The organism is Pseudomonas sp. SCA2728.1_7, assembly GCF_018138145.1.
Classification (GTDB): domain Bacteria; phylum Pseudomonadota; class Gammaproteobacteria; order Pseudomonadales; family Pseudomonadaceae; genus Aquipseudomonas; species Aquipseudomonas koreensis_A.
This window is the reverse complement of sequence record NZ_CP073104.1, coordinates 477,635-503,537: the sequence shown is the minus strand read 5'-3', so window position 1 is coordinate 503,537 and position 25,903 is coordinate 477,635. Positions and strand designations below refer to the sequence as shown.

The following is a 25,903-nucleotide window of genomic DNA, read 5'->3' as shown; positions in this document are numbered from 1 at the left end:
TAATACCCGTCGGGGTTTCCAGTCCCGGTCGCTGATTTGGCAGCGACGAACACAGGCTAGAGCCCCGACGTCCGACGGACAACCTGAAAACCTTGTGGGAACGTTCCGCAAATTCAAAACAATGTTTAAACATCCCGAATTGAAATACGCACAGGTAGGAGCTGCCGAAGGCTCGGGCCGCGATCGGACGATCTTTTGATTTTGCATTTAAAAAACACGATCAAAAGATCGCAGCCTCGTTTCATTCGACAGCTCCTGTCGCCACTGCGCCGTCCCCTTGCAAGGTCAGTTGGCGGGTGATGCGCGGCGATGGCGGCAACCCGTATTTCCGCTGGTTCGTCGGCAAATAAACCACGGCTGAGGACTTTTCGACGCGAAACAGGTAGGGTGCGCAAAATCAAAGTGCCATCACTGGACCGCGTCGCAGGTTTTCATGGAGTTGTACACGCAATGAGTTGCTGGACCGTCCTTGGCCTCACGGCCGACGCCGATACGCGCAGTATCAAACGCCAATACGCTGCCCTGCTCAAACAGACCCGTCCGGACGAAGACGCCGAGGGCTTCCAGCGCCTGCGTGACGCCTACGAGCAAGCCCTGAATTACAAGGAATGGGCGCAGGCCAACGAAGACAACGAAGCGCAGGACGACACTTGGGACTTGACCGGCCTGACCGTGGTTGAAGTCGATGCCTTGCAACAGGCAACTCGCTCGCTGCACGGCACCAGCCTTGCGCAGTTGCAACAGCGCCATGCCCTCGCCGTTGAGCAGGGTTGCGCGCATATCCTCGAAGAGACCCTGCTGCAGCATTGCATCGAGAACCCGCAAACATCGGCGCTGATGGTCGATTGGGCGGTGCAGACCTATCACTGGTTCAGTGCCTGGCAGCGCCTGGAACTGGACGAGGAATCCATCGAACATTTGCTCGATCAGCAGCGCGAACGCATTACTCGACCGCTGCGGGATGCCCTCGAACGTGAGGACAGTGCGACCTTTTTGCAGGCCTACGCACAGTGCGCGCAATGCCTCTGGCTTGACGCTGAAGTACACCGACGGTGGTTCAACCTGTTCCTCAGTCGATTGCTGCTGGACAGCGAATACTGGTCCTGCGCTGTTTTCGAGCAGGTTTGTGCGGGCCAGGGCTGGCATTCCGGCCCTTCCAACCGTTGCCCGCAAGATGAATGGAAGCGTCTGACCGCGCGCCATGAGGCACCGATTTTTATCGCGCAACAGCGTCAACTCGCGCAAGAGCCGCCCGCCACTGCCGAACACCGCGCCGCGCGCCTGTTGCTCGGCAGCGGCCCGTTCAGCCAGCGTCGCGCATTGGCTCGGCGCCTGCGTGAGAAAGATTGGGAGCATTGCCGACATTTGAGTTCGGCGCTGTACGCCAATCATCCGAAAGTCTGCGCTGAGTTGCCCGGTGGCACCGCGTTCTTCTGGCGCGACTGGGAACTGAAACGCGGCGAATGGCCGACCTACGCTGGTGTGGTGCTGGCCTGTCTGATCGGTGCGTTTACTCATTTCATCCCGCTGGGGCTGCGCGTCACCGGGCTGATCAATATCGTCATGACTTCAACGATCGTGTTTGGCGTGATCGCTGCGGGCATCAACTGGCTGACTCACGAATTGGCGCACACCCATTGGCTGCTGGATGACCGCCTCAGCGCACGGTTGTGGCCGGGTTTCGCCAAGGACGCTGCGCCGTTCGGCGTACTGCGCGATCTGATTCCCTGCGCATTGATGGTGGCCGGGCTCACTTGGTTTTTCGGCCCCATTGCTGGCGTCGTCTATGCGGCCACGCTTGCCAGCGTGGGTTTGATCCGTCGCCGTCAGGTCAAGCCACACACGTCCTGGGAAAAGACCAACCTAGCGGTGAAGATCGGCCTGACGCTACTCGGGGTTGTCGCCCTGGTGCTGGTGCTGGGCGTGTTCAAAGTGGCCGCCAGCCAAGGCACGGTCAATCGCAATCAAGGCCTGCAACCCTGGGCCGAGCGTTTGTGTAGCCGGTTGCCGGCGAGTTCTTTCGATTGCGGCGCTCCGGCCACCCGTGAACAGTGGTATCCGGCGGAGGCACGACCATGACCTCAAGATTCATGTTTGTCAGCGGCGTCGTGGTGGTGCTGGTGGTGATGGGGTTGGCGAGCGCGACCCGACCGTTCCTGAAGCTCGACCTGTGGCTTGATCAGCGCGAATCCCCCGTGACCGCGCAGGCCAACGCGTTGAGCCCGATCATCGCCTGCGTCAACCGTGTCGATGTGCACTGGCGCAACGCCTACGACAAAAACCAACATCAGCGGCCAACCAGTGATGCGTTCGGAAAGTATATTTCCGAGCCACAGGATTTCGATAACAGCGATGCGTTCACTGTGCGTGACATCCAGGAGGATACCTGCCTGCGGGATATCAACGAAAAGCTCGAGCTGCTGGCCTACCAGCCAGCGCTGTCGCAGAAAGTCCGTGACTACGCGCAAGCACTGAAGTGGGCATCGGTGATTTCGCCACCGACTCGACTCGATAAAAGTGCGAGCTTCTTTGTCGTCCCGTTCAACCAGACACTGCAGCTGCTTGCGCAAATTCAGACCGCCAGCAATGCCTATATCAGCGCATCGACTGCCTTGAGGGATGAACTGCTGCCACTGGACATCGCGCAGCGACCCAAACAGCTCAAGCTCCTTGAGGAACGCGTAGGCAAGGAGATCCACTGGTCGCTGCTGGCGTACATGATTCAGGCCCGGGAGACCTTGGAGCGGCTGGAAGACGGGATGAAGCACCGTACTCTAACCCCACAAGCCGTGGCCGAAACCACCGCTGATCTGCAACAGGCGTGGAATCGCAGTGGGCCTTTCATCGGCCCGCGTGAGCCTGGTTTTCGTAACAAAGACGATGATGCGCGCGAGCTGTGGCGACACATACGTGAGCCTGCGCAGCACTATCTCGACGCGCTGAACACCCTGCACAAGGACTGGCAGAACCACGCCGAACCGCAACGCTTGAGCGACGATTACTACGCTGTCACCCGTGGCTACGACGCCCTGCTCAGCCATTACAACCGTCAGGCACGCGCCAATTTCTGAGGGTGTGCACAGGCCGGACGGTCCTCGCGGACAATCCGGCCTGGTGCGCTTACTTGGCTTTCTTGAGCTTCAGATACGACTGACGCAGGTCTGAGGCCCAGCCATCAATGACGGGTTTGACGTCGTTAGTGCTCATTGCCTGCGAATCATTTTCCAGTGGCTTGCCGGTGCCTTTGCGCACCACTTGCGCGACGACCTTGTTATTCGCGCCATCGAGGAACACCGCTTCGGTGGCCAACGTAGTTTCCTGATCGCGAATACCGCTGGCGGTGCTGACCGCAGCGGCAACCAACGCAATCGGAATCACCTCGTAAGCGTGCAGTCCTTCGGTGGAGCTGCTCACGGCGGTGATTGCCGCACGCACCACAATCACGCCAGGGCCTGGGCCGGTCGCCAACGGCAAGTCTTTGCCGATTTCACGCTTGAGCGCCTGATCGTAGTAGGAAGTGATGCCATTGAGGGTTTGCTGGGAGATCTTCGCGGTCGGTTGCGGTTTCGGGTAGAGCTGGGTTGGCTCGATATAAACGCTGGTGAATTTCCTGACGTCGACCTTCGGATCGATCCAGCGCATGACCTCGGCACCGGACGGCGATTTGGCCTCCTTGAGCTGGCTGTAGTCCTTGAGGAAGCCGGAGTACTCTTTCGGGTCGACGGTTTTGCTGGAACAACCTACCACTGCGAGGGTGGCAAAACACAGTGTGCCCATCATCACTGCTAGCTTCATGCTGTAACTCCTGTCAGAAGGCCGAAAACTTCGCCCGGGGGAGTTACAGGTATAGCTAAAACCTCAGTAATTGCGATTGCAAAGCACAATATTCACGCAACGCTGCGCGGCGGATCACAAGCGTCATTTGAAAGACGTCGAGCATCCGGCAACGCTGCATCGAGCTCTTGGCCATTTGTGAACTTCAAGAATCCGCTGCATTGGAGCAATCTGAGCCAGAACGCTGCAGATGCTGTTGCAGGGCTGGAAGAAGATGAACATGGGCGATCCGGCGCTTAAGTGACCGGCTGGAAATTGTCTTCCCTCACCCTAGCCCTCTCCCAGAGGTAGAGGGGACCGATTGGGGGATATTCAAGAATTCCGCCGACTTGAGCGATAGGCTTTGAATCCATAATCGACTCGGTCTTTCATGTCGGTGCAGGACGACAGCCAACTCGGTCAGTCCCCTCTTTCAGAGGTAGATAGAGGAGACTGATTGGCTTTGAATCCATAATCGACTCGGCCTTTCACGTCGGTGCAGGACGACATCCAACTCGGTCAGTCCCCTCTCTCAGAGGTAGATAGAGGGGACCGATCGGGGGAGATTCGAGAGATACACAGACGTGACCGGTTGGCTTTGAATCCATAATCGACTCGATCTTCCACGTCGGTGCAGGACGACAGACACCTCGGTCAGTCCCCTCTCCCTCCGGGAGAGGGTTAGGGTGAGGGGCTTCTAAGGGTTCACCCGATTACCAGGATGAAGTCTCACCACTACGCAACGCCATCTCCCGCCGACTGTTGATGTGCATCGCCTTGATCAACGACACCGTGCCCACCAGCAATATCGCCGCGCCCAACAGGAAGTCGATGTTGTACAGCTGGAAATCCTGCACCGGCCCGATCAGCAGCACCCGTACGATCGCCGCGCCCAGCAGCGTGGCGAGGAAGTCGATCCCCGGTTCATTACGGTAAAACACCAGCAACAACGGCAGGCACAGCACCAACAGCAGCAACAACACCACAACCTTGAACGAACCCTTGCGCTCGACACTGAACGCACATTCGTGCGGCCCGTAAGCCTTGTAATCCTCGTCACGAATCATCGAGGTTTTCTCGTTGATGTAGTCGACGCGGTTGTACTTCTGGATCGGCGTGAAGGTGTTGGACATCTCCATCAGCGTGGTGATGTTCTTGAAGCGCAGATCAATGCGTTCGCTGCCCTTGAGGTAATAAAGCACCGGTTTGTAGCCGTAGCGATAGGTGTCGAAAGGAAATTCGGTGACCTGACCCTGCACACCGATCGGGCGCGGTTCAAGTTCGGCATAGGCGCTTTTGTTGGTGGCCGACAGGTTGCGGCTCAGCGGCTGCACCTTGACCTGTTCAAGGAAGATCGGCGTGACGCCGTAGGACCATTGCAACGGCTCCAGACGCAGGCGCAATTCGTTGCGAGCGAGGTCATAGCGGTTGAAGGTGCGCTCCGAGACCACCAGCGAACCACTGAGCATGAACTCGCCGCGCAGGTTGTTGGTGACGCGCAAGGTCAGCTGGTCCTTGCCCAGCAACGCCGCTTCCGTGGACGGTGGCGTGCCGCACCACGTGGTGCTTTCGCCGACGCCGCCGAGTTGGCCGTCGCGGTTTTCCTTGAATACATAAAAGTAACTGGCCCACAGCGTCACCATTAACAACAACGCTGTAAGGCCGAGGATTTTTTTGCCCGGACTCACTGATCAGACTCCCTTCTTCGGTTCCATCGTCCAGCCGAAAACCCGCTGGCGACGGCGACTCTACCAAAAGGCCACCACTGACCCAAGGAGAAATGCCCGATTCATCAGGTTTCTAGGGGTTTCCCCGGTGTACATCGAAGATCAAAAGATCGTCCGAACGCGGCCCGAACCTTCGGCAGCTCCTACATGAGGTCAACTGTAGGAGCTGCCGCAGGCTGCGATCTTTTCAAGCGTCAGCGCCGACGGAACAGCGGACGTGGCTCGATCACCGAACGCCCATACAACACGCTCATGCCGGCCAACCCCTTCAGCGCATCCTCGGCAGACTTGTCCTCGCGCACCGCGAAACTGTCGAACCCGCACTGGCGCATGTGGCTGAGCTGATCGCGCAATACATCGCCAATCGCGCGCAACTCCCCTGCCCAGCCGAAACGGCTACGCAGCAGATACGCCTGGCTGTAAGCGCGGCCATCACGAAAACTCGGGAAGTCCAGCGCGATCAGTGGCAACGAGGCCAACCACGGCACCAGACTTTCAACCTCATCATCCGGGCCGAGCCACACCGCGTGAGTCGACGGCGATTCCAGCCAATGCGTCAGCGGCAGCATCAACAAACCATCAGGCCTTGGCGTCGATGGCTCGCGCACCAGCGTCCACGGATCGTCCGTCACAATCCGCGCGACACCCTGCTCCAGCCGCAACAAATTATTCATACCGTGGCCTCCAGCGTCTTCGGATAGACCCGCTCCTTGAACGGCTCCAGTCCGATCCGCGCCACGGTATCGACAAACAATTCCTCGTGCTCGCGATAGCGCACGAAGGTGCCGATGATCCGCTCGATCACCTGCGGCACCTCAGCGGCGCTGAACGACGGGCCGATGACTTTGCCCAACGCGCTGTTTTTACCTTGGGCGCCACCGAGGGTGATCTGATACCACTCGCTGCCGTTCTTATCGACGCCGAGGATGCCGATATTGCCGATGTGGTGGTGGCCGCAGGCGTTCATGCAGCCGGAGATGTTCAGGCTGATATCGCCCAGATCGTGCAGGTAATCGAGATTATCGAAACGCGCCTGAATCGCCTGGGCGATCGGGATCGATTTGGCGTTGGCCAACGCACAGAAATCGCCGCCGGGGCAGGCAATGATGTCGGTGAGCAGGCCGACGTTGGCACTGCCCAGATCGTGTTTGCACGCCAGTTGCCACAGCGCGTAGAGGTCGGTTTTCGCCACGTCGGGCAGGACGATGTTCTGCTCATGGGCGATACGAATCTCGCCAAAACCGAAACGCTGCGACCAGTCGGCCACCGCCAGCATCTGCACAGCGGTGACATCCCCCGGTGGCGAAGCCATACCCGGTTTGGTCGACAGCACCACACTGGTGTAACCCGGCACCTTGTGCGGTTGCACGTTGCGCGCGACCCAACGGGCAAACGCCGGGCTTTCCGCCAGGCGCGTGCCGAAGTCCAGATCGGTGTCGGCCAGGGTGTGATAAACCGGCGGCACGAACGCGCTGGCGACCCTCTGATATTCGGCCTCGGTCAACTGCGCCGGGCCGTCCTTGAGGTGTTGCCACTCCTCCTCGACTTCCTTGGCAAACGCCTCGATGCCCAACGCCTTGACCAGAATCTTGATCCGCGCCTTGTACTTGTTGTCGCGCCGACCGTGGCGGTTGTACACGCGCAAAACCGCTTCGACGTAGGACAGCAAATGCTGCCAGGGCAAGCCTTCACGAATCTGCAAACCGAGAATCGGCGTGCGCCCCAGACCTCCGCCGACGATCACTCGCAGCAACATCTGCCCGTCGCGACCGGGGTAAAGATACAGGCCGATGTCGTGCATCATGATCGCCGCGCGATCCTGCTTCGCCGAGCAAATGGCAATCTTGAATTTGCGCGGCAGAAAGAGGAATTCCGGATTGATCGTCGACCACTGCCGCAGAATCTCGGCCAGTGGACGCGGGTCGATCAACTCGTCCGCCGCGACCCCGGCGAACGCCTCGGTGGTGATGTTGCGCACACAGTTGCCGGAGGTCTGGATCGCATGCATGTTGACCTGCGCCAGACGTTCGAGAATATCCGGCACGTCGCTCAGTTCGATCCAGTTGAACTGCATGTTCTGCCGCGTGGTGAAGTGGCCGTAACCGCGATCATAGTCGCTGGCGATGCTCGCCAGCGTGCGCATCTGCTTGGCGTTCAACGTGCCGTAGGGAATCGCCACGCGCAGCATGTAGGCGTGCTTTTGCATGTACAGGCCGTTTTGCAGGCGCAGCGGCAAAAACTCCTCTTCGCTCAGTTCCCCGGCCATGAAGCGCTCGACCTGATCGCGAAACTGCGCAACGCGCTCGAACACCAGCGCCCGGTCGTAATCATCGTATTGATACATGCAACTGCCACCTCATCAGGACGCACACAATTCCTGTAGGCCTTCGCCTGCTCGCGATAGCGGTGTGTCAGGCAACTGAGATGTTGACTGACACACCGCTATCGCGAGCAGGCTCACTCCTACAGTTTTCTTCAGAGCACTATGACGAAGCAGCGCAGCACGTTACAGATTCACCTGAAGCGATAAAAACCATATCAGGGCGCGGCAGAACGCCGCAGTCAGCCCGTCAATCTGATCCGCACAAATCTAAGATTCCTGAGCCTGTTTTGTTTCTGGCGGGGTTTCTACAGTGCAGCTCATGCCAGACCGGGTGGCCTGGCAAGACTTTGCAACCGTGGATGAACTGACCATGAGCACAGCAACAATCGGACAGGCTTACAACTACAAGGTCGTCCGCCAATTCGTCATTGCAACGATCTTTTGGGGTGTGGTGGGCATGGCGATGGGGGTTTTTATCGCCTCGCAACTGGTGTGGCCAGAGATGAACCTGGACCTGCCATGGACCACCTTCGGCCGACTGCGACCGCTGCACACCAGCCTGGTGATTTTCGGATTCGCCGGCAGCGCGCAATTCGCCGCCAGTTACTACGCGGTGCAGCGCACCTGCCAGGTGCGGCTGTATTCAGACAAACTCGCCGCGTTCACCTTCTGGGGCTGGCAATCGGTGATCGTGATCATGCTGATCACCCTGCCAATGGGCTACACCACCACCAAGGAATACGCCGAGATCGAATTCTCCGGCGCGGTGTGGATGGCCGTGGTCTGGGTCGCCTACGCCGTGGTGTTTTTCACTACCGTGGTGCAGCGCAAGACCAAACACATCTACGTCGGCAACTGGTTTTTCGGCGCGTTCATTCTGGTGATCGCCATGCTCCATGTGGTCAACCACCTGTCGATTCCGGTGGACTGGTTCAAGTCCTATCCGGTGTATTCCGGCGCCACCGACGCCATGGTGCAGTGGTGGTATGGGCACAACGCGGTGGGTTTCTTCCTGACCACCGGGTTCCTCGGGATGATGTATTACTTCGTGCCGAAACAGGTCAATCGGCCGGTGTATTCGTATCGTTTGTCGATCGTGCACTTCTGGGCGCTGATCACCCTGTACATCTGGGCCGGCCCGCACCATTTGCACTACACCGCGCTGCCGGACTGGGCGCAGTCGCTGGGCATGGCCATGTCACTGATCCTGCTCGCGCCGAGCTGGGGCGGGATGATCAACGGCATGATGACCTTGTCCGGTGCCTGGCATAAGTTGCGCACCGACCCGATTTTGCGCTTCCTGGTGCTGTCGCTGGCGTTCTACGGTATGTCGACGTTTGAAGGACCGATGATGGCGATCAAAACCGTTAACGCCCTCTCCCACTACACCGACTGGACCATCGGCCACGTCCACGCCGGCGCCTTGGGCTGGGTGGCGATGATCACCTTCGGCGCGACCTATCACATGGTGCCGAAAGTGTTTGGCCGCGAGCAGATGTACAGCACGCCGCTGATCAACCTGCACTTCTGGTTGGCGACCATCGGCACGGTGTTGTACATCGCCTCCATGTGGGTCAACGGCATCACCCAAGGCCTGATGTGGCGGGCGATCAACGAGGACGGCACGCTGACCTATTCGTTTGTCGAAGCGCTGCAGGCCAGTCATCCGGGGTTCATCGTGCGCTTTGCCGGCGGGGTGTTCTTCCTCACCGGGATGTTGCTGATGGCTTATAACGTGTGGCGTACGGTGCGGGTTGCCGACGTGGCATTGGCCCACCGTGAAGCGCAGATCGCCTGAGGCAGGGAGCCGCTCGTGATGGAGATTTTCTTTGATGTGTTGGGCGTGGTGTTTCTGTGGCTGGCGGTCGAGTACTGCTTGCGGCGGGAGACGGCGGACAGCCTGGATGAAGCGAGCATGGTGCCGTTTGCTGATGATCCGGAGGTGGCGCGGCGGGTGGAGCTGGCCACCGGTAAAACCGTGAAAGCGGTGGCACCGGAGGTGGCGAAGCCGGGGTGGGTCAATCTCGATATGTGAGGGGTGTCAGATGGGCTGCCCTCACCCTAGCCCTCTCCCAGAGGGAGAGGGAACTGACCGCGTGGTTTGTTCGAGTGACGCCGACCTGAAATATCTCGGGTGAATGCAATCTCAAAAACAATGAAGATCGGCTCCCTTTCCCCTCTCACCCGGAGGGAGAGGGAACTGACCGAGTGGTTTGTTCGAGTTACGCCGACCTGAAATATCAAGTTGAACTCAAGTTTTGATCAGCACTCGGTCTGCTCCCTTTCCCCCTTGGGAGAGAGCGAACTGATCAAAGTGTCTTTTCGGGTACACCGACCTGAAATATCCAGTCGAACTCAGGTTTTGGCCATCCCCCAATCGGCTCCCTTTCCCCCTTGGGAGAGAGCGAACTGATCAAAGTGTCTTTTCGGGTACACCGACCTGAAATATCCAGTCGAACTCAGGTTTTGGCCATCCCCCAATCGGCTCCCTTTCCCCCTCGCCCCCCTGGGGGAGAGGGCTGGGGTGAGGGGGTAAGCTCTTGATCTTAACTACGGTCGCGAGGAATCAGGCTTTGCAGTTGTTGGGCTAGGAAGTTGGCGTCGAAGGCAAACGTATCCGGATCCTTCAGCCCATTGGTCTTGCGCCACTGCCACTCACCGTTCGGCAGCCCTACCAACGAAATGCTGCCATAACGCGCCGCCGTCAGCCCCATCGCCGCCAATGAAATCTGCCCCGCGCTGCCCATCACATCCGGCACGAACTCCACCGGTTTGCCGGCAATCACAATGCTCAGCTTTTCCGTCTTGAAGGTCGAGGTTTCCACTGGCGTGCTTGGCCCGAACGCGACATAAGCCTCACGACTCACCTCCAGCAGATTCGGTGCCTGCACCGGTTCCAGCCATTGCTGAATATCGCCGAACAGCGCAGTAATCCGCGATGCCCATGCTGCCGATTGCGTCTCGAACAGTTGCTTCTTGTGCGCTTCGCTCTCGGCGTAATGACGAAGCATCTCGCCCAGTTGTTGTACGTCGTCCATAGCGGTGTTCCTCGGAAAGGAGCTGCAAAGGTCGATAGTGGCAGATACCAGCCCCGGCGTACGTTTAACCTGCACCAGCCCGATAAAGCACCATGACACTTGCGTGAAAGATCAGCAGTACAGTCACTTGTTACTGGCATCGAATGTTGAACAACAGGAAACTCCGGACACACCTGAACGCTCGACACTGTCATTTGCCTGAGGACATCCAATGCGCACCATCGGCCTGATCGGCGGCATGAGCTGGGAATCCAGCGCCGAATACTATCGACTCATCAATCAGCAAGTCCGGGATCGTCTCGGCCCGTTGCGTTCGGCGCAATTGCTGATGTACAGCGTCGACTTCGGCCCTGTCGAACAGGCCCAGCACGCCGGGCGCTGGGACGATGCGGCAGCGATTCTGGTCGATGCCGCGCGCAGGCTCGAAGCCGGCGGCGCGGAATGTGTGGTGCTGTGTACCAACACCATGCACAAGGTGGCCGAACAGATTCAGGCGGCGATCAGCATTGCGTTTCTGCATATTGCCGAACCGGCCGCACACGCTGCGCTGGAGATTGATGCTCGCACCGTCGGCTTGCTCGGCACGGCATTCACGATGGAACAGGACTTTCTCAAGCAACGTTTGATTGCTCAGGGTTTGACGGTATTGGTGCCGGACGAAGCCGAGCGCAAGGACGTGCACCGAATCATCTACGACGAACTCTGCGTCGGCGTGATCAGCGATCAGTCGCGACAAATCTATCAGCGAGTGATCGAATCCCTCACCGCGCGCGGCGCTCAGGCAATCATCCTCGGCTGCACGGAAATCGGCCTGTTGCTCAAACCCGAACACAGCACCCTGCCCCTGCTCGACACCACCGAGCTGCATGCGCAGTCGGCGGTGGCGTTCGCCTTGGGCGACTGATTCAGGTCTTCGGACGACTGCGCAGGCGGGCCATGCTCAGGGTGTCGACCCATTGCCCGTCGCGCACTGCGTAATCACGAAACAGGCCTTCGGTCTCGAAACCGAATTTGCGGTAGAGCGCGATGGCGGCCTCATTGTCGGCGTAAACCGAGAGTTCGACGCGGTGCAGATTCATCCAGTTGTCGGCGACGTCCAGCGCCGCCGCCAACAGCTTCGACCCCACGCCTTTGCCCTGCCACGCCACGGCGACTGCCATACCGACGCTGCCGGCGTGGCTGCGACGAATCCGCGAATAGTTTTCCAGCCCCAGATGGCCGATGACCTGGCCTTGATGCAGCGCGACCAGCTTCAACACCCGTTCATTTTCCGCCAGCAGCCGTTGGCGCCAGACGTCGACGGACTGAAACGGCATCTGCAACACCTGCCGGGTGACGGCCCGCTCGTTGTAAAGCGCAGTGACAGCCTCGAGGTGCGACTCGCCGAAGCGTTCGATGTGAATGGCGGCGTTGTGGTCGGGCATGGCGGATCCTTCCTGGATCGATGTGTGGCTGACCACTCTAAACCGCCGATTGTCTGTCTGGCGAGTGTAAATACTGTAGGAACGAGCCTGCTCGCGAAAGCGATCTTTCCTTCACCGTTTGCGTTATTTGACACAAACCTGCAACTCAGCCACTCATCTACCACCCGTCGGATTTCGGCCCGCACCTGTCAGATCTGACAGGTGCGCAAATCGCTATTTAGCCGTTCAATCGCTCCGTCACCTTCCCGACCGGAGTCGTTGCCATGTCCGCCCCCAACAAACCCGTGGCACTCAAGGAACTCGACATCCCCGGGCGGACCGGCCCGGTGTCGAACAATCCCATAATCTGGGGTATCAACATCGCCGCGGCGCAGGGCAACTTTCCGCTTCATGGCCTGCTGTGCCGGGCGGGGCCGTGGGGGAACATGGCGATTGGCGACACGCTGAGGATCTCTTGGGGCAGCTGGCAGAACGTCTGGGTAGAGACCGTCGACAAGACCGAGGTCAACACGCAACTGCAGATGTTCGTGCCTCTCGAGCACATGGTCGATGGCCGGTTCGCGGTGTCCTATGTCGTCAAGCCGTTGGGCGGCACAGATCAACCGTCCGACGTCATGCAGGTGCTGGTCAAGCTGACGCGCCCGGGCGGTGATTCCCCGCTGATCATGATCATTCCCCAAGCGATTCTTGACGGCGGCATCGACAAGGACAACGTCGCCGATGGCGTGCCGATCACCATTGGCAAAGCCGACGGCACACCGCCCTACTCCAACGCTGCGGCCGGTGATGTGTGTCGCGTGAGTTGGGGCGGGATCTATGTGTTCAGTGATCCGCTGACCCAGGAACAGGCCGAAGGCAAAGCGCCGATCATCATCACCATCATCGAAGCGGTCATCCGCGAGGCCGGTGATGCGGATTTTCCCGGCGTGGCCGTGGTGTTCGACGTGTTCGACAAGGTCTTCAACCGCTCTGAAGACTGGAGCGCCGAACAGCGTGTGGTGGTGGCTGTCGATGCGACCCGGCTGGTCGCGCCATTGCTCAAGGAAACGCAGAACAACGAGCTGGACGTCGACAAACTGGCCGACGCCGACGGCACCGTGCAAGTTATTGCTACCGATACGAGCAAGTTCAAAGTCGGAGACGAGGTATTCATCAGGATCAAGGGCACCCCCGTCGAGGGGCCGCCGATTGATTGGGAACCGTCAGCAGGTGTGAAGTTGGAAAGTGTGCCGAGCGTTATGGAAACCACGGCTCCCAACGCCGTGCTGCGCCAGTTGGCCAAGTCCCAGATCACCTTGTCCTACCGCCTGGAAAAAGCCGACGGCTCCGCCGATCTGCGCTCCAAAAGCCAGTTCATCCGCGCCATCGGCGAAGTCCAGCGGCTGGCCGCGCCGAAGGTGCTGGACGAGAACTCCGGAGCACTGGACCCCGCACTGGACAAGATACGCCTGGAGATTCGATTCGATAAATCCTTTGCCGAAGGCCAGGCTCTCAAGATATTCATGCTCGGCACCACGCCTGGCCTCGAACCCTACCTGCCTGACCTGGCTTTACGTCCCATCACCCACAACGAAATCGTCGCCGGACTACCGCTGGCATACAGCATCGATGGCAAACATCTGGCCACGGTCAACGGTGGTACGGTGGAGTTCTATTACCAGCAATGGCTCCCGGACTCGGTGCTCGCCACGCTGGATCTGTTCGAGGCCACTCACGCCATTCGCGAGTCGATCCACACCGACATCCTGCGAGTCGGCGAACCGCGCCTGGAACTGCCGGAACCGGAAGTGGCCGGCGTGGTGAACGGTGTGCTGCCCGCCGACACCGCCGGCACCACCGCGACGGTGACCTACACGAAAACGGTCAAAAACGATGAAGCGTTCATGTTCTGGAAGGGTTCAAAGACCGGCGAGTATACCGACTCGATCAAGCTGAACGAATTTACCGCCGGTCAGAGAGTACCGTTCCCGATCCCGGCGGCGGTGATCAAGGGCAATGAAGGCGGAACGGTGGAGGCCCGGTATCACATCGTGCGCGCGGCGGGCGGGACGAGTTATTCGGATACGTTGACGTTCAGTGTCGGCGTGGCGCTGGAAAACCCCTTGCCGTTGCCCCAAATGCCGCAAACGACAGGCAACGGCGCGAGTGTGACTTTGGCGCCACTCGACGCGCAAACAGGTGCCCGAGTTGTCGTGACCTTTACCGGTATGAACGAGACACACAGCATCAAACTGGTCATGACGGGCACTCCCGGTGCAGGATCACCAGATATTCCCGCCAAACCGGGCGTTATCAGCGGCGGAGTCGAGTTCCTGATTCCTGCCGAAGCCATTGCCGCCAACATTGGCAACACTGCGCAAACCTTCACACTCGAATACGAAGTGACCACAGGCACCGGTGAAATCCCCTCTGAAACACTGACCGTGACCGTTACACCGCTGCCCGCTGCTGAGCTGGACAAGCTGAACATCGTGGAGGCCGAGGGGGATGAACTGGATCTGAGCAAAGTCACGGCGGGGGCGACGTTCCGTGCGGGGGTCTGGGCATTCATCAAAAGTGGCCAGCCAGTGTGGGCGGAACTCAAAGGTAAAACGGCTCAAGGCGCAGCTCACAATCGCGCGATTTGGACAGTGCCAGGCTCATCGGTCAACCAGACCTGGATAAACGCCGGCAAATTTGATCGAGCCGTGCCTTTTAGCTATCTCAAAGTGCTAGGCCATGACACCTATCTTGAAATCGTTTTCAAAGTGGCATTGACCCTGAGCCAGGTTGAGGAAGAGGCCATTGCAGGACCGGTGAAACGCTACCGGGTCAAAGCCGTCGAGGATGTGGTGCCGATCATTGACTCTGTCAAAGGCTCGTCCAGCAATGAAGACATTCCCGCCGGCGACCAGACCGTAGAAACGGCGATTATCCTGTCGGGTACGGCCACTCCAGACACAAAAATCGATCTGGCCAATAACGGCACGCTGATGCCGAATACCGAAATTGAAGTAGATTCAAAGGGAGAATGGACTTTCATACTGACTGCTCTGATTGCCGGAACTACCTACAGCCTGAGCGCCAGACGCAAGGACGGCACACTTTCGAATACCTGGAATATTGTCGTGGTGGCATCGGTAGTGCCGACGCTGGACAGCGTGCAGGATGACAAAGGCATCGAGGTGCCTGATCGTCAATTCACCGTCAGCACCCAGTTGAAACTCAAGGGCACGGCAAGCTACGGCCAGAAGGTCGAGATTTTCGATGGTGACGAAGCAAGCGCGGTGTCCAAAGGCATCGCACCGGTAGATGATAAAGGTGAGTGGAACCGTGAAATCGAAGTTGCTGTCCAGGAGCTTGCACACCGACTGTATGCAAAGTCCCTGTATCACAGCGGTTCGGTGTATTCGAATGTGCGTTTTGTGACCGTGATTGAAGACATCGCCCCGACCATTGTTTCGGTCAAAGGCACAATAAGCGGTGAGGACATAACAGAAGGCGGCGACACAGTGGAAACAGCCGTTACGTTGAGCGGTAGAGCGGCCAAGGGACAGAACATAGAAGTGTTCGATGGTACGGAGTTCAGAGGTAAAGCCAGCGTGGATATGGCGTCAGGTATTTGGACGAAAGAAGTCGCTGACCTGCCCGTAGGATTGCGAAAGTTCAAAGCTAATGCGCTATACGGAAGTCAGCTGGAGTCTGACTCTTATAGTTTCAATGTCTTTCAGGGAGAAATGATAGAAGACTTCGAAAAAACCCCAATTCAAAGCATTTCGCTAAACCAAAGCATTGAAACACCTTTCATGAAAATCACTCTTATCGAAGACACTCAAAACGCCCAAATGGGAATTCAAGAGGTTAGCTTTTTTATTGGTCACGAGGTTGACGGTCACGCCATACGCACGCCCCTAAGTGGAAAATTCAGAATAAAACTTAAAGCAACATGTAAAGAAGTATCCTTTTATCATCGCTCACTTGACCTACCAGGCATAGACAACACAGTGACCGCATTCTCGGAGGACGATATTTTTTTAACTAGAGTGGAACTATCAAAAAGTTCTGATCGCCCGACTTATGCTGTAATTTCTGCGACAGGCATAAACCAGCTAGAATTTTCTACCACGGAACGCTTTTATTTAGATGCCTTTCATCTAACACCATAAGAAAAGGGGACGCATTTATTTACCAGCCCCTTCCTTTAAAGCAAACTTTTGACGCCCAGAGCGAACTCACGGCTACCGCAAGAAGCCTTCCAGTTTTTGCCAATGATTTAAACAGAGTGGTTTTAACCGTGAGTTTTCTACTGGCCAAAGCGGCCCCTTCGCGAGCAGGCTCACTCCTACAGGGAAACGCATTGCAAATGTGTGCGAGCCCGCTCGCGAAGAGGTTCGTGAGGTCAGCACAAAGTGCCTATTAAATGATGGTGTTTAAAAGACACCTTCAGACACGCCTTTCAGGCTACAAATTCTTGCGCCATTGCCTACAGCTACGCCAGAATCCGCCGGCTTGTGCGCCTTGGGAGCGGGTTCTATTGTGGTGCGGTCGCTGACGAATCAGCGATCGGGTTTAGCGACCTGAATCTTTGTAGGCGCACCAGCGCTCCAAACTCGACTGTGGATGCTTATCTACAATTTGCGTTATGGCGGCTGTGCGCGGGAGACCTTCGGGTCTGCCGGGCGCCTACACCCGGTTCGCTAACCTGCGTCCAGCCGCCACCTTACCTGTTTAGCGACGGGTTTTAGCGGCTCCACCTTGTAGGAGCTTCACCATGATCAAACCAACACCCAACCCACCCGAAACCGACCTCGCCTCCCCCTACGAATCCCTCGATTCAAAAAAGCTCAACGACGCCGCCGAACGCGCGCTCGACCATTACCTCTGCCCACCCGGCTCTACCCCGCCGCCACGTAAAACCCGCCGGATGTACGCTGTCACTGCCGACTTCAAAAACGAGGAACTGCTCGCCGATGCCAGCGAAACACTCGCTTGCGCCAGAACCATCGCCCATGACTTCGCCCACCTCATACCCGCGTCACAGCGACGGACGCTTTTAGGGATCGCGCAACTGATCATGCTCGGCGAACTGGCGGTGAATCGGGTGATGGATAATCTGGAGTTGCCGCAGTAGCGCCTCCTCCCGATGATCGCTCCCACGCGCAGAAGGAATGCCTCAACGGACGATCCGCGTTCGGCTTCGGAAGGAACGCAGAGCGTCCCGGGCTGCATTCCTTTGCTGCGCGTGGGGACGATCAATTTCTGTCGATCACACGGCTGCGTTTACACCGCCGAGTGTGTGGGAACGGGCTTGCTCGACAAGGCTGAATGACAGGCGCAGCAATCTTTAGACAAACGAAACCCGCCGTTCCTACTCATCGGGGCGGCGGGTTTTGTTTTTGTGTCGAATTTGTCGATGCGTTGGCTCGCATCGCTGGCATCGCTGGCAGTCGGATCATCGCACCGCTGCCGCCAACGGTTTAGGGGTATGGCCACCATTGGGCGGTGCCTGTGAAGTCGCCATCGCGAGCAGGCTCACTCCTACAGTTGAGCCGGGTGCATCAGCAAGAGATCGGTCGGCTCGCAGGCCGCCATCGCTGGCAAGCCAGCTCCCACAGGGGTCGAGGTGTGCCCACATCTCATCAGTGATGATAGTCATCGCCAGCAGGCTGGTTTCCAAGGGGGAATCTCGTTCAGGACTGAAACCATTCGTGACGTTCGTTGAAAGTATGGTGGATGAGGTCCGTGAGAGTCTGCACTTCAGCCACATTCTGCGACTCGGCATTAACGGCCAGCCATGCCTGCAATTGCATAGGCTCTTCGAACAACCCCGGCAGGGCGATCAGACCACGATCAAACCGGCTCATGTACGCCGGCAACAAACCGATGCAGGCGCTGCAACGAATCATCTCCAGCATCAACTCGTAAGACTGCATCTGCACCACCCCGGCCAACCGCTGTGCAACCAACTCATTCCACGGGCGGAAGCTGTCGATCTGCCGATCATGCTGCCATTGCACCAACATGAAGTCGGCGAGGTCATCAGGCGTGTCCGGGCGCGCGGTGACGCGGGAGTAGCGCTTGGCGATGTGCGGCAGGTAGTCGAGACGCGCCAGCGCTTGCGGTTCGCTGGTGGCGAAGGTCGGGCCGGGGTGTGGGGTTTCGCCGTGGGCAAGCCAGAGGACGATGTCGGCGCTGACCGCGCGCAGGGACAGTTCGCTGTCCAGCGCGATGATTTCCAGGCGCACGCTGGCGTTGCGGCGCAGCAGGGCGATGAGGTCGCGGCCGAGGATGTCGTGGAGGACCGATTCGGCGACGGCGAGGCGAATCAGTGGTTGTTCGATCACCGGGAGTTTGCGTTCGTTGGCCAGCGCCACCAGTTTGGCCTGCAGTTGCTGGCCTTCGCGGGTCAGGCTCAAGGCGCTGCCCTGAAAGCTGAACAGCGTGTGCTGAAGTTCTTGCTCAAGCTGCGCGAGTTGTTTGCGCAGCAAGGTCGAGCGCACGTTGAGGCTGCGTGCGGCTTGCATGAAGCAGCCGCAGCGGGCGCTGACCAGGAAGTATTGGGCGACGTCGGCGTCGATGGTCGCGGCGTGTGCGAGCCACGGTTCGCTGTTGTCGTGTGGCCAGCGGTAATCGCTGGTGCCCGGTCGTCCTGCGGGTTCGGTGAATGACATCGATGACTCCCTGTCGATCTTTGTATTTGTCGTTACGCAATTCCCCTGTAGGAGTGAGCCTGCTCGCGATAGCGGTGTGTCAGTCGACATTTCTTAACCTGACACACCGCTATCGCGAGCAGGCTCACTCCTACAGGGGGTTTGTGGTGAAACTGGGATTAGTGCTTTTCCTCGAGGACTTTGTTTAGTTCGGCACCGTCGATGCTCAATGTGGCGGTGTTGAGCATGCCGTCCAGATAGGCTTGGGCGATTTGTTCCTGGCGCTGCGTACGCAAGGCCTGGGTCAGTTGATCGCGCAGTTCGTCGAGGGTCGCCAGACGCGCCGGTTGTTGCTCGGTGAGTTTGATCACGTGGAACCCGGCGGCACTTTGAACGGGATCGGAAACCGCGCCGACCTTGAGCCGCGCCACGGCGCCACGCACTTCCGGCACCAGTTGCTGCAACGGTTGCAGGCCGCTATCGCCACCGCGTTCAGCGGTGACGCGATCCTGTGAATATTGAGTCGCCAATGCAGCAAATTCTGCCGGCGTCGCCTGGGCCTTTTTGCTCAGTTCGAGCGCCTGTTTGCGCACCGATTCAAGATTCTGCGGATCATTTACCCCAAGGAAAATCTGGCTGACCCGATACAACGCCGGCGTCTGCCAATTGGCTTTGCCCGCGTCATAAGCCTGCTGCAATTCAGCCGCACTCGGATAATCCGCCGGCACTTCACTGACCGAACGCAAGTAATCACGGAACACGATCTGTTCAGTCGCCGCGCGGGTCTGCCGCGCAACCTCGGGGCGCTGCGCCCAACCTTGAGCGTCGGCCTGTTCGAGTACGGCTTTTTCCGCCAGACGCGTGCGAATCCAGCGTTCCAGCGCCTCACGATTGCCGCGCAATTGTTCGCGGGTTTCCGCTGGCACCGTCGCCAGCAACGTTTGAAGTTCCGCAGGGCTTACCTGCTGATTGCCCAACCGCGCCACCGCCGGCCCCGTTGCAACCACCGTCACGGACGACGATTGCTGGGCGGCGACCGGGTCACTGCCCGGCCGCACCACCAGCGCCACGGCCACCACCAACAGCGCCACTGCCGCAGCGCTGATCACCATGGCAGGCTTTTTCACAGCGCGACTTCCTCTTGCCCGGCGACGGCGACTTTAGCGGTCTGCGCGGTGCCGTTCTGGGTGAAGTCACGCAGGTAGACGATGAATTCCTGCAGCAGGCGATCCCACAATTCCAGGTTGCCACGCAGGTGATCGTTGCTCACGCCCGCCGCCACGACCACGTCCATTTCCATCACCAGAAACTCTCCCTGCAACGACAACCGCGCAAAACGACGGCTGGCGTTCCACTGCTCGGCCACACCCTGTGGCAACTCACCCTGCACCCGCAGCGCACAGCTGAAGGTGAAATCAACGTAGCTGCCCTGCTCCACCGCCGGATTACCAAAACGCACGGCGTAACCGATGCCCTGGCTGGCGCTGAGCAACTGGACGATGCCGTTCTGTTCGGTCTGGTTCACGCGATAACCGGCGGCTTGCAGGACGTCGGTCAGGGATTGTGGCGATACGTGGCTGATCAATTGAGTCATTGTTTCTTCCTTGTCTATCAGTGCGAGAGCGCCGCTTGCGGCGCGTCGAATTGAGTCTTGTAAAGCTCGTCACCGAACCCCTGAGCCAGTTCATCGAACTTGACCCGGGCGCTGCCCGCAAAGGGCTGGCGGATCTTCATCACCTCGGCCACATCGATGTTTTCGTAGGCAGTGAGGATCTGCTTGGCGACGCCGTACATCTGCTGATTCTTGACTGAACATTGCTGCACTTGTGTGTCACGTTCAGCCAATTGCGCTTGAAGCTTAGACCGTTCTGCCTCTTTGGCACGGGCCATGACCAGCAACTCGTCATAGGCCTTTTTGAACTTGCCGGTCTGCTCGGCGCTGGCCGCCACTTGTGCCTGCGCCTGGCTGTGCAGGCTTTGTTGCTGTCCGGCCAGTTGCTCGGCGACGCCTTTGGCCTTGGCCAGCTCAGCACTCAATTGCTTGATTTGCGCCTGCGCAGCCTTGGCTTCGTTTTGCGCCGCCAGCTGCGCGGCGCTGGCCTGGGCCTGCTGACTTTGCAGGGCCTGCAACTGCTGCGTGGTGCTGCGCAATTGCGTACGCAGGCGTTCTTCCATGCCTTCGGCACTGGCCCCGGTGGCGATCAACAGCCCGAGCCCGAGCAACACAAAACGCGTTTTCATAACCCTCTCCCGGCGCCTTAGAAGCGCGTGTTGATCTCAAGCTGCAAGACGTCGATGTCGAACGGCGCGCCGTACACCGCTTCGGTGCTCATCCAGCGACCAGTGGCGTAAACGTTTTTCGCCAGACCGTAGTTGCCGCCAATGAAATAACCCTTGGCGTTGGTGCCGCCGAGGTGGAACGACGAGTCGTTGAAGCCATCAGGCAAGGCATCCGGCTGGATGTACTTGTAGCCAGCGAACATGTTCCAGTCGCCCTGCTTTTTCAGGTCCAGCGCGCTGCCGAGGGTGAATTGCACCATCCACGCATTGGCGCCGCTTTCGATGTCGCCGTTGCTGTCGAGGTTGTTGACGATCTGCCCGGCCGAACGCTTGCGCATGTCGCCTTCGTCGTAGGCGAGGTTGTGAATGTAGTTGCCTTGGCTGCGCAGCTTGAAGTCTTCCGGCAGGTCGGCATCCCACACCACGTTCAAGTCCAGCAGATTGAATTCCGAAGCAAGGCCAACGAACTGCGGCTGCGGCGTGGTGGTCGGGTTGAGCGGGTTCGGCGTGATGTCGCGCAGCAGGAACACGCTGTTGCCCTTCTGCATGAACGCCGCGCGGCTGCCGTCGCTGTCGCAGCCCGGTGCGCCGGCCCATGGCTCACAAGGGCTGGAGCGCTGGCCCTGAATGTCGTCGAAACGGTAGTAAGCCAGCGCACCTTTCAAGCGGTTGTTGCTGTTGATCGCCCATTTGGCGCCGATCTGTGCACCGTACAGCCACTTGTTGTCGCTCTCTTCCTTGTCGAAGCCGTTGCTGCTGGCGGTGTCGTTGGTGTAATCCACCGGGAACGCACCGACGGTGCCGAACACACCCCAATCGCGGTTGAGCTTGTGGTCGAAAATCGCTGCCACGCCGTCGAAATTCAGATCGTTGGAATAGAGCATGTCGGTGGACATGAACGGGTTGGCGAAGCGCCCGCCGGTCAGGGTCAATTCATCCGTAGGCTTCCAGTTCAGGTAGCCCTGATCGAGCCAGATGTCCTTCTTGGCGAAACCGCCGCCGAGGTTCTGCGTGGTCGACACCGGGTTGTTGTCCGAACCGGTGCCGATGCGAATGCCGGCGGTCCATTGCGGCGAGATCTCGGCTTTCATGCCCAACCGTGCGCGGATGCGAAATTGGTTGGTGCGGTCTTCGCGGGTGTTGAGCAGCGGCGGCAGATTGGTGCTGCTGTTGGGGTTTACGTCGTACGGGCCGTTGTTGTTGAGCTTGGCGAAGTCGACGATCTCGTTGCTGTTGCTGTCCGAGTAGTAGCGCGACTCGTCGCGCAGACGAATGTCGCCGTCGAAACTGATGCGCGCCGCCCATTCCGGGAAGCTGTTGGGCGCGGCCCAGTTTTCCTGTTTGGCGGTGGCCATGACTTCGGCTTTGACCTGATCGCGGATCTGGTCGCGCACCGCTGCCGGCACGTATTGCACGCGGACATCGCCCGGCGCCGCCACTGGCCCGGCCGCCACGGCGGTGGACGCCGCTGCTTGTTTGGCCTGGGCGGCTTCGTTCTGCGCCTGAGCGATCAGTGCGTCAGCCTTGTCCTGTTTCAGAATGCCCTGCTCGACCAGCAAGCGGATCAGATTGATCGTGGCGTTCTCCGAGGGCGCAGGCGCTGCCACGGCCTGACCGACCAAGGTCGCAATGACCATGCCGACCGCCAGGGACAATCGATTCACGTTGGAAATCATCTGCACACAACTCCTTTTGGCAAAGCGTAAATAAATGAATTAACCCGGACGCCGCCCTTGCAGGGACAGGCGCACAGGCAAAGTGATGGAGGCCGGTGGCCGTTCGCTGAGGGCCGGAGCACCACGCAGCGCCGCCAGCACCTGGGTATCAATTTCGGGATTGCCGCTGGACTTGATCAGCTCGACGCGGGTGATCTCGCCGACGCTGCTCAGCCAGACATCGGCCTGCAGCGAAAACGCGAGGTTGCGCAACTCGGGGTTCTCGCGCAGCAAACGCTGGAAGGTGAACGCCAGAAACTGGCTGTATGTCCCCGTGCCCAGACGCCCGCCGCCGGCACCGGCCATGCCGCCGCCCTTACCCGCGCCGATGTTGAAAGCGTCGTTGCCGGACTGCGCATCGCCGTCCATTTGCATCGGGTTGGCCAGATCGTCCGCCGGCGATGGCGGCGTTTCTTCCTCGGGCTTGACCTCTTCCGGCTCCGGGGTTGGCTCCGGCTCGACGACTTTTTCTTCGACCGGGGTTTCCGGTTCCGGCGGTTTTTCCGGCGGCGGAGGTGGCGGTGGCGGCAACGGAATGATCGTCGGCACCTTCGGCGCTTCGCGGCGGATGCCGCTCATGTCATTGGCCCACTGCCAGAGAAACCAAGCAGCGAGCACGCCGATGAGCAATCCGGCGCCCCACTTCGCATAACGCAGCGCTGGATTTTTCACCGGCAGCGGCTCGATCGGGAGTTGTGCGGTCATGACTCAGCCCTGACTCGGTTTGCCGGTGACGAGACCGACCTGGGACAGTTCGAGCCGGCGCAACAGATCCAGCACTTCGATGACTTTCTGGTACTGCACCGTCGCGTCGCCGCGCACGATCACCGGGAAATCCGGGCTCTGCGCTTTCTCGATGCGCAGGCGTTCTTCCAGCTCAGCCAATGTCACCGGATAGGCGTCGAGGAACACCTGGCCGCCGTCGTTGACCGAAATCGCCTTGGTCTTGGCCTCGGACAGCGACACCGAGGCGCTGGCCTTGGGCAGGTTGATCTGGATCCCGGAGACCTGCGCGGTGGCGGTGAGGATGAACATCACCAGCACCACCATCAGCACGTCGACCAGCGGGGTGATGTTGATGCTGTCTACCGCGGCATCTTCGTCATCGTCGTGGGAGGCATTTACGGACGCCATGTCAGTGCTCCTCAGGCCGGTACGGAGTGGTTGGCGTGATGGCCGCGATGCGCCGACTCACTGAACTGGCTCTCGCCGTGCATCTCCGCCAGACGGGTGATGAACTCGTCGACGAACACGCGCATGTCGGCGCTGACTTCCTTGTTGCGGGTGATCAGGCGGTTGTAGCCAAACAGCGCCGGGATCGCGACGAACAGGCCCATCGCGGTCGCGAGCAACGCGGCAGCCATACCCGGAGCGATGGCGTTGATGTTGACGTCGCCGGCCATTGCGGTGCCGAGGAACACCACCATGATCCCCAGCACCGTGCCGAGCAGGCCGATGTACGGGCCGCCGGCGATGGCGTTGGACAGGGTCGAGAGTTTCGAACTCAGTTGCTGGTTTTCGCGGGTACGCACGCCGTCCATGGAGCAGCGAATGGCTTCGATGGTCGCGGCGGAAACCGAGGAGGTATCGGCGCCCTGCTCGCGGCGGGTGCGGATCTCTTTCACCGCCACCAAGTACAGACGCCACAGCGACGAATGCTGCAAACGCTGCGCGAGTTGGGCGTCGTCGGCGAACATCTCCAGACGTGTGCCGACTTTGGCGAACTGCACGCGGAAGTCTTCGTTGGCGGCAGACACGCGACTGAGGCTGCGGTTCTTGCGCAGCATGATGATCCACGACTGGAACATCATCAGCACCAGCACGGCGATGATCACCCAGGCGTCGATTGGCACGGCGTTGAGCAGGAAGCCGAGGCTGCCGAAACCGAAACCGGACTGTTCTTCGTCGACACCGTAAGCGACCAGTTTCGACTCGGCGCCTTGCGAGGTCGCGTCGGCCAGCAACAGCGGCGCCGGGCGTGAAACTTTCGACAAGCGCAATTCATCGATAGCGCCCACGAACGGCTGGAACGGGCCTTCGTGCACGTCAGCGCCGATGGCCATGACCGAGTTGAATGCCGGCATCGCCTGGGCAAGTGTGGCGGCTTCGCGACCGTTGATGAACAGGGTGACTTTGGCGCCTTCAGCGGTGAGCGCGACGTGCTGCCATTGGCCCGGATTCAGCGCTTGCGTGGCGACAGCGCGTTGGCCATCGATTTCTACAAACGGTACGCCTTGATTGGCACCGACCAGCAGACTGTTGGCGCCTTCGCGACGGGCGAGAATCAGTTGTTCGCCATTGGCCTGATCCAGACGCAGCCAGGCACTGAAGGTGAACGCACTGCCGGCGTTGTGTTGCAGCGATGGACTGGCCGGCAGCAACAGCGGCTGGCCGCTGAACTGCAAGGCGCGCCCGACGACGCCGTCAATCGCCGCGCCAGTCGCGCTTTGTGCGGTATTACCGTAGGCCGTGGTGTCTTTGGCCGGGGTGCCGGTGGCACCGTCGAAGTGATAAAGCGCGGTGTAATTCGGATCGAAAGTCAGCTGGCCGTTGCCGGTCGCCGGGGCTTTCTGATTGCCGTAGTACATCCAGATGTCCTGGCGCTGACCGCCCTCGACATTCGGCACATCGACCCAGATCAGCGCCATGCCCATCAGTGCGTCAAAGCTTTCGATTTGATGATTGAGAACAGTCTTGTCATCGGCGGCGACGAAGCGCAGGTCCGAGCCGTCCTCCTTCACGCCGTCGAAGGTGAAGTTGCCGGTGTGCAGGCGCACCAGCAACGCGGTGCGACCGAGGGCCTGGTTGATCGCCGCACCTTGCGGCGTGGTGTCGACGGCGATCTGTTTGCGGTAATGCCAGTCGTCCTGCCACCAGGCCTGAGCCGTGGCCGGGAGCACGAAGCCCAGGCAGATCAACAACGAAAGGAAGAGGCGCTGCATGAACGTGCTCCT

21 protein-coding genes are annotated in these 25,903 nt (G+C 59.3%); 7 read left to right on the top strand and 14 right to left on the bottom strand.

From position 1 onward, the window contains the following. The first annotated feature begins 450 nt into the window (after positions 1-450). Both KBP52_RS02305 and KBP52_RS02300 read left to right on the top strand, forming a co-directional pair. The gene (locus KBP52_RS02305; RefSeq protein ID WP_212621940.1) at positions 451-2,079 is read left to right on the top strand and encodes a J domain-containing protein; all 1,629 of its coding nucleotides are present in this window, start codon (positions 451-453) and stop codon (positions 2,077-2,079) included. Continuing rightward, positions 2,076-3,071: a DUF3829 domain-containing protein gene (locus KBP52_RS02300; protein ID WP_212621939.1), complete on the top strand. Its 996-nt coding sequence runs from the start codon at positions 2,076-2,078 to the stop codon at positions 3,069-3,071. The genes KBP52_RS02305 and KBP52_RS02300 overlap by 4 nt, the downstream gene beginning before the upstream one ends. 49 nt (positions 3,072-3,120) lie before the next feature. Here KBP52_RS02300 and KBP52_RS02295 read toward each other — a convergent pair whose 3' ends face one another. From KBP52_RS02295 to KBP52_RS02280, 4 genes are all read right to left on the bottom strand, one after another. Next, positions 3,121-3,795, bottom strand: coding sequence for a DUF3313 domain-containing protein (locus KBP52_RS02295; protein ID WP_077572687.1), 675 nt, complete (start codon positions 3,793-3,795; stop codon positions 3,121-3,123). A gap of 731 nt (positions 3,796-4,526) precedes the next feature. Beyond that, the gene (locus KBP52_RS02290) at positions 4,527-5,501 is read right to left on the bottom strand and encodes a hypothetical protein (RefSeq protein WP_212621938.1); all 975 of its coding nucleotides are present in this window, start codon (positions 5,499-5,501) and stop codon (positions 4,527-4,529) included. 233 nt (positions 5,502-5,734) lie between these two features. Further along, positions 5,735-6,214: a DUF934 domain-containing protein gene (locus tag KBP52_RS02285; RefSeq protein WP_212621937.1), complete on the bottom strand. Its 480-nt coding sequence runs from the start codon at positions 6,212-6,214 to the stop codon at positions 5,735-5,737. Next, complete coding sequence (locus tag KBP52_RS02280) at positions 6,211-7,884, bottom strand: nitrite/sulfite reductase (protein WP_212621936.1); 1,674 nt, start codon at positions 7,882-7,884, stop codon at positions 6,211-6,213. The genes KBP52_RS02285 and KBP52_RS02280 overlap by 4 nt, the downstream gene beginning before the upstream one ends. 349 nt (positions 7,885-8,233) lie before the next feature. Between KBP52_RS02280 and ccoN the strand changes: the two genes are divergently transcribed. Both ccoN and KBP52_RS02270 read left to right on the top strand, forming a co-directional pair. Continuing rightward, positions 8,234-9,661, top strand: coding sequence for a cytochrome-c oxidase, cbb3-type subunit I (ccoN, locus tag KBP52_RS02275; protein WP_116033033.1), 1,428 nt, complete (start codon positions 8,234-8,236; stop codon positions 9,659-9,661). A gap of 18 nt (positions 9,662-9,679) precedes the next feature. Then, positions 9,680-9,898: a hypothetical protein gene (locus KBP52_RS02270; protein ID WP_016983187.1), complete on the top strand. Its 219-nt coding sequence runs from the start codon at positions 9,680-9,682 to the stop codon at positions 9,896-9,898. Positions 9,899-10,409: 511 nt separating this feature from the next. On the opposite strand, the gene KBP52_RS02265 is transcribed toward KBP52_RS02270, so the two are convergent. Further along, complete coding sequence (locus KBP52_RS02265; protein WP_212621935.1) at positions 10,410-10,901, bottom strand: hypothetical protein; 492 nt, start codon at positions 10,899-10,901, stop codon at positions 10,410-10,412. 211 nt (positions 10,902-11,112) lie between these two features. Between KBP52_RS02265 and KBP52_RS02260 the strand changes: the two genes are divergently transcribed. Next, on the top strand, positions 11,113-11,805 hold the full coding sequence (locus tag KBP52_RS02260; RefSeq protein WP_212621934.1) for an aspartate/glutamate racemase family protein: 693 nt from the start codon (positions 11,113-11,115) through the stop codon (positions 11,803-11,805). A gap of 1 nt (position 11,806) precedes the next feature. On the opposite strand, the gene KBP52_RS02255 is transcribed toward KBP52_RS02260, so the two are convergent. Further along, positions 11,807-12,325, bottom strand: a complete 519-nt coding sequence (locus KBP52_RS02255) for a GNAT family N-acetyltransferase (RefSeq protein WP_077572681.1) — start codon at positions 12,323-12,325, stop codon at positions 11,807-11,809. 263 nt (positions 12,326-12,588) lie between these two features. On the opposite strand from KBP52_RS02255, the gene KBP52_RS02250 reads away from it, so the two are divergent. Continuing rightward, positions 12,589-16,470, top strand: a complete 3,882-nt coding sequence (locus KBP52_RS02250; RefSeq protein WP_212621933.1) for a hypothetical protein — start codon at positions 12,589-12,591, stop codon at positions 16,468-16,470. A 605-nt stretch (positions 16,471-17,075) separates the two neighbouring features. Then, complete coding sequence (locus tag KBP52_RS02245) at positions 17,076-17,435, top strand: hypothetical protein (RefSeq protein ID WP_077572973.1); 360 nt, start codon at positions 17,076-17,078, stop codon at positions 17,433-17,435. Positions 17,436-17,994: 559 nt separating this feature from the next. Here the strand turns inward: KBP52_RS02245 and KBP52_RS02240 are convergent. From KBP52_RS02240 to KBP52_RS02205, 8 genes are all read right to left on the bottom strand, one after another. Continuing rightward, positions 17,995-18,975: a LysR family transcriptional regulator gene (locus KBP52_RS02240; RefSeq protein ID WP_212621932.1), complete on the bottom strand. Its 981-nt coding sequence runs from the start codon at positions 18,973-18,975 to the stop codon at positions 17,995-17,997. Positions 18,976-19,133: 158 nt separating this feature from the next. Next, complete coding sequence (locus tag KBP52_RS02235; protein WP_212621931.1) at positions 19,134-20,081, bottom strand: peptidylprolyl isomerase; 948 nt, start codon at positions 20,079-20,081, stop codon at positions 19,134-19,136. Beyond that, positions 20,078-20,548 (bottom strand): YbjN domain-containing protein, encoded by a 471-nt coding sequence (locus KBP52_RS02230; RefSeq protein ID WP_212621930.1) that lies wholly within the window; start codon positions 20,546-20,548, stop codon positions 20,078-20,080. Before KBP52_RS02230 ends, KBP52_RS02235 begins: the two co-directional genes overlap by 4 nt. Before the next feature lie 17 nt (positions 20,549-20,565). Then, positions 20,566-21,195, bottom strand: coding sequence for a DNA repair protein (locus KBP52_RS02225; RefSeq protein ID WP_212621929.1), 630 nt, complete (start codon positions 21,193-21,195; stop codon positions 20,566-20,568). Positions 21,196-21,212: 17 nt separating this feature from the next. Continuing rightward, on the bottom strand, positions 21,213-22,910 hold the full coding sequence (locus KBP52_RS02220) for a putative porin (RefSeq protein WP_123593368.1): 1,698 nt from the start codon (positions 22,908-22,910) through the stop codon (positions 21,213-21,215). A 39-nt stretch (positions 22,911-22,949) separates the two neighbouring features. Further along, on the bottom strand, positions 22,950-23,654 hold the full coding sequence (locus KBP52_RS02215) for an energy transducer TonB (RefSeq protein ID WP_123593369.1): 705 nt from the start codon (positions 23,652-23,654) through the stop codon (positions 22,950-22,952). Positions 23,655-23,657: 3 nt separating this feature from the next. After that, positions 23,658-24,083 (bottom strand): biopolymer transporter ExbD, encoded by a 426-nt coding sequence (locus KBP52_RS02210; protein WP_007915482.1) that lies wholly within the window; start codon positions 24,081-24,083, stop codon positions 23,658-23,660. A gap of 11 nt (positions 24,084-24,094) precedes the next feature. Continuing rightward, a complete protein-coding gene (locus KBP52_RS02205; protein ID WP_212621928.1) occupies positions 24,095-25,891 on the bottom strand; it encodes a MotA/TolQ/ExbB proton channel family protein in 1,797 nt (598 codons plus the stop codon). Positions 25,892-25,903: the final 12 nt, after the last annotated feature.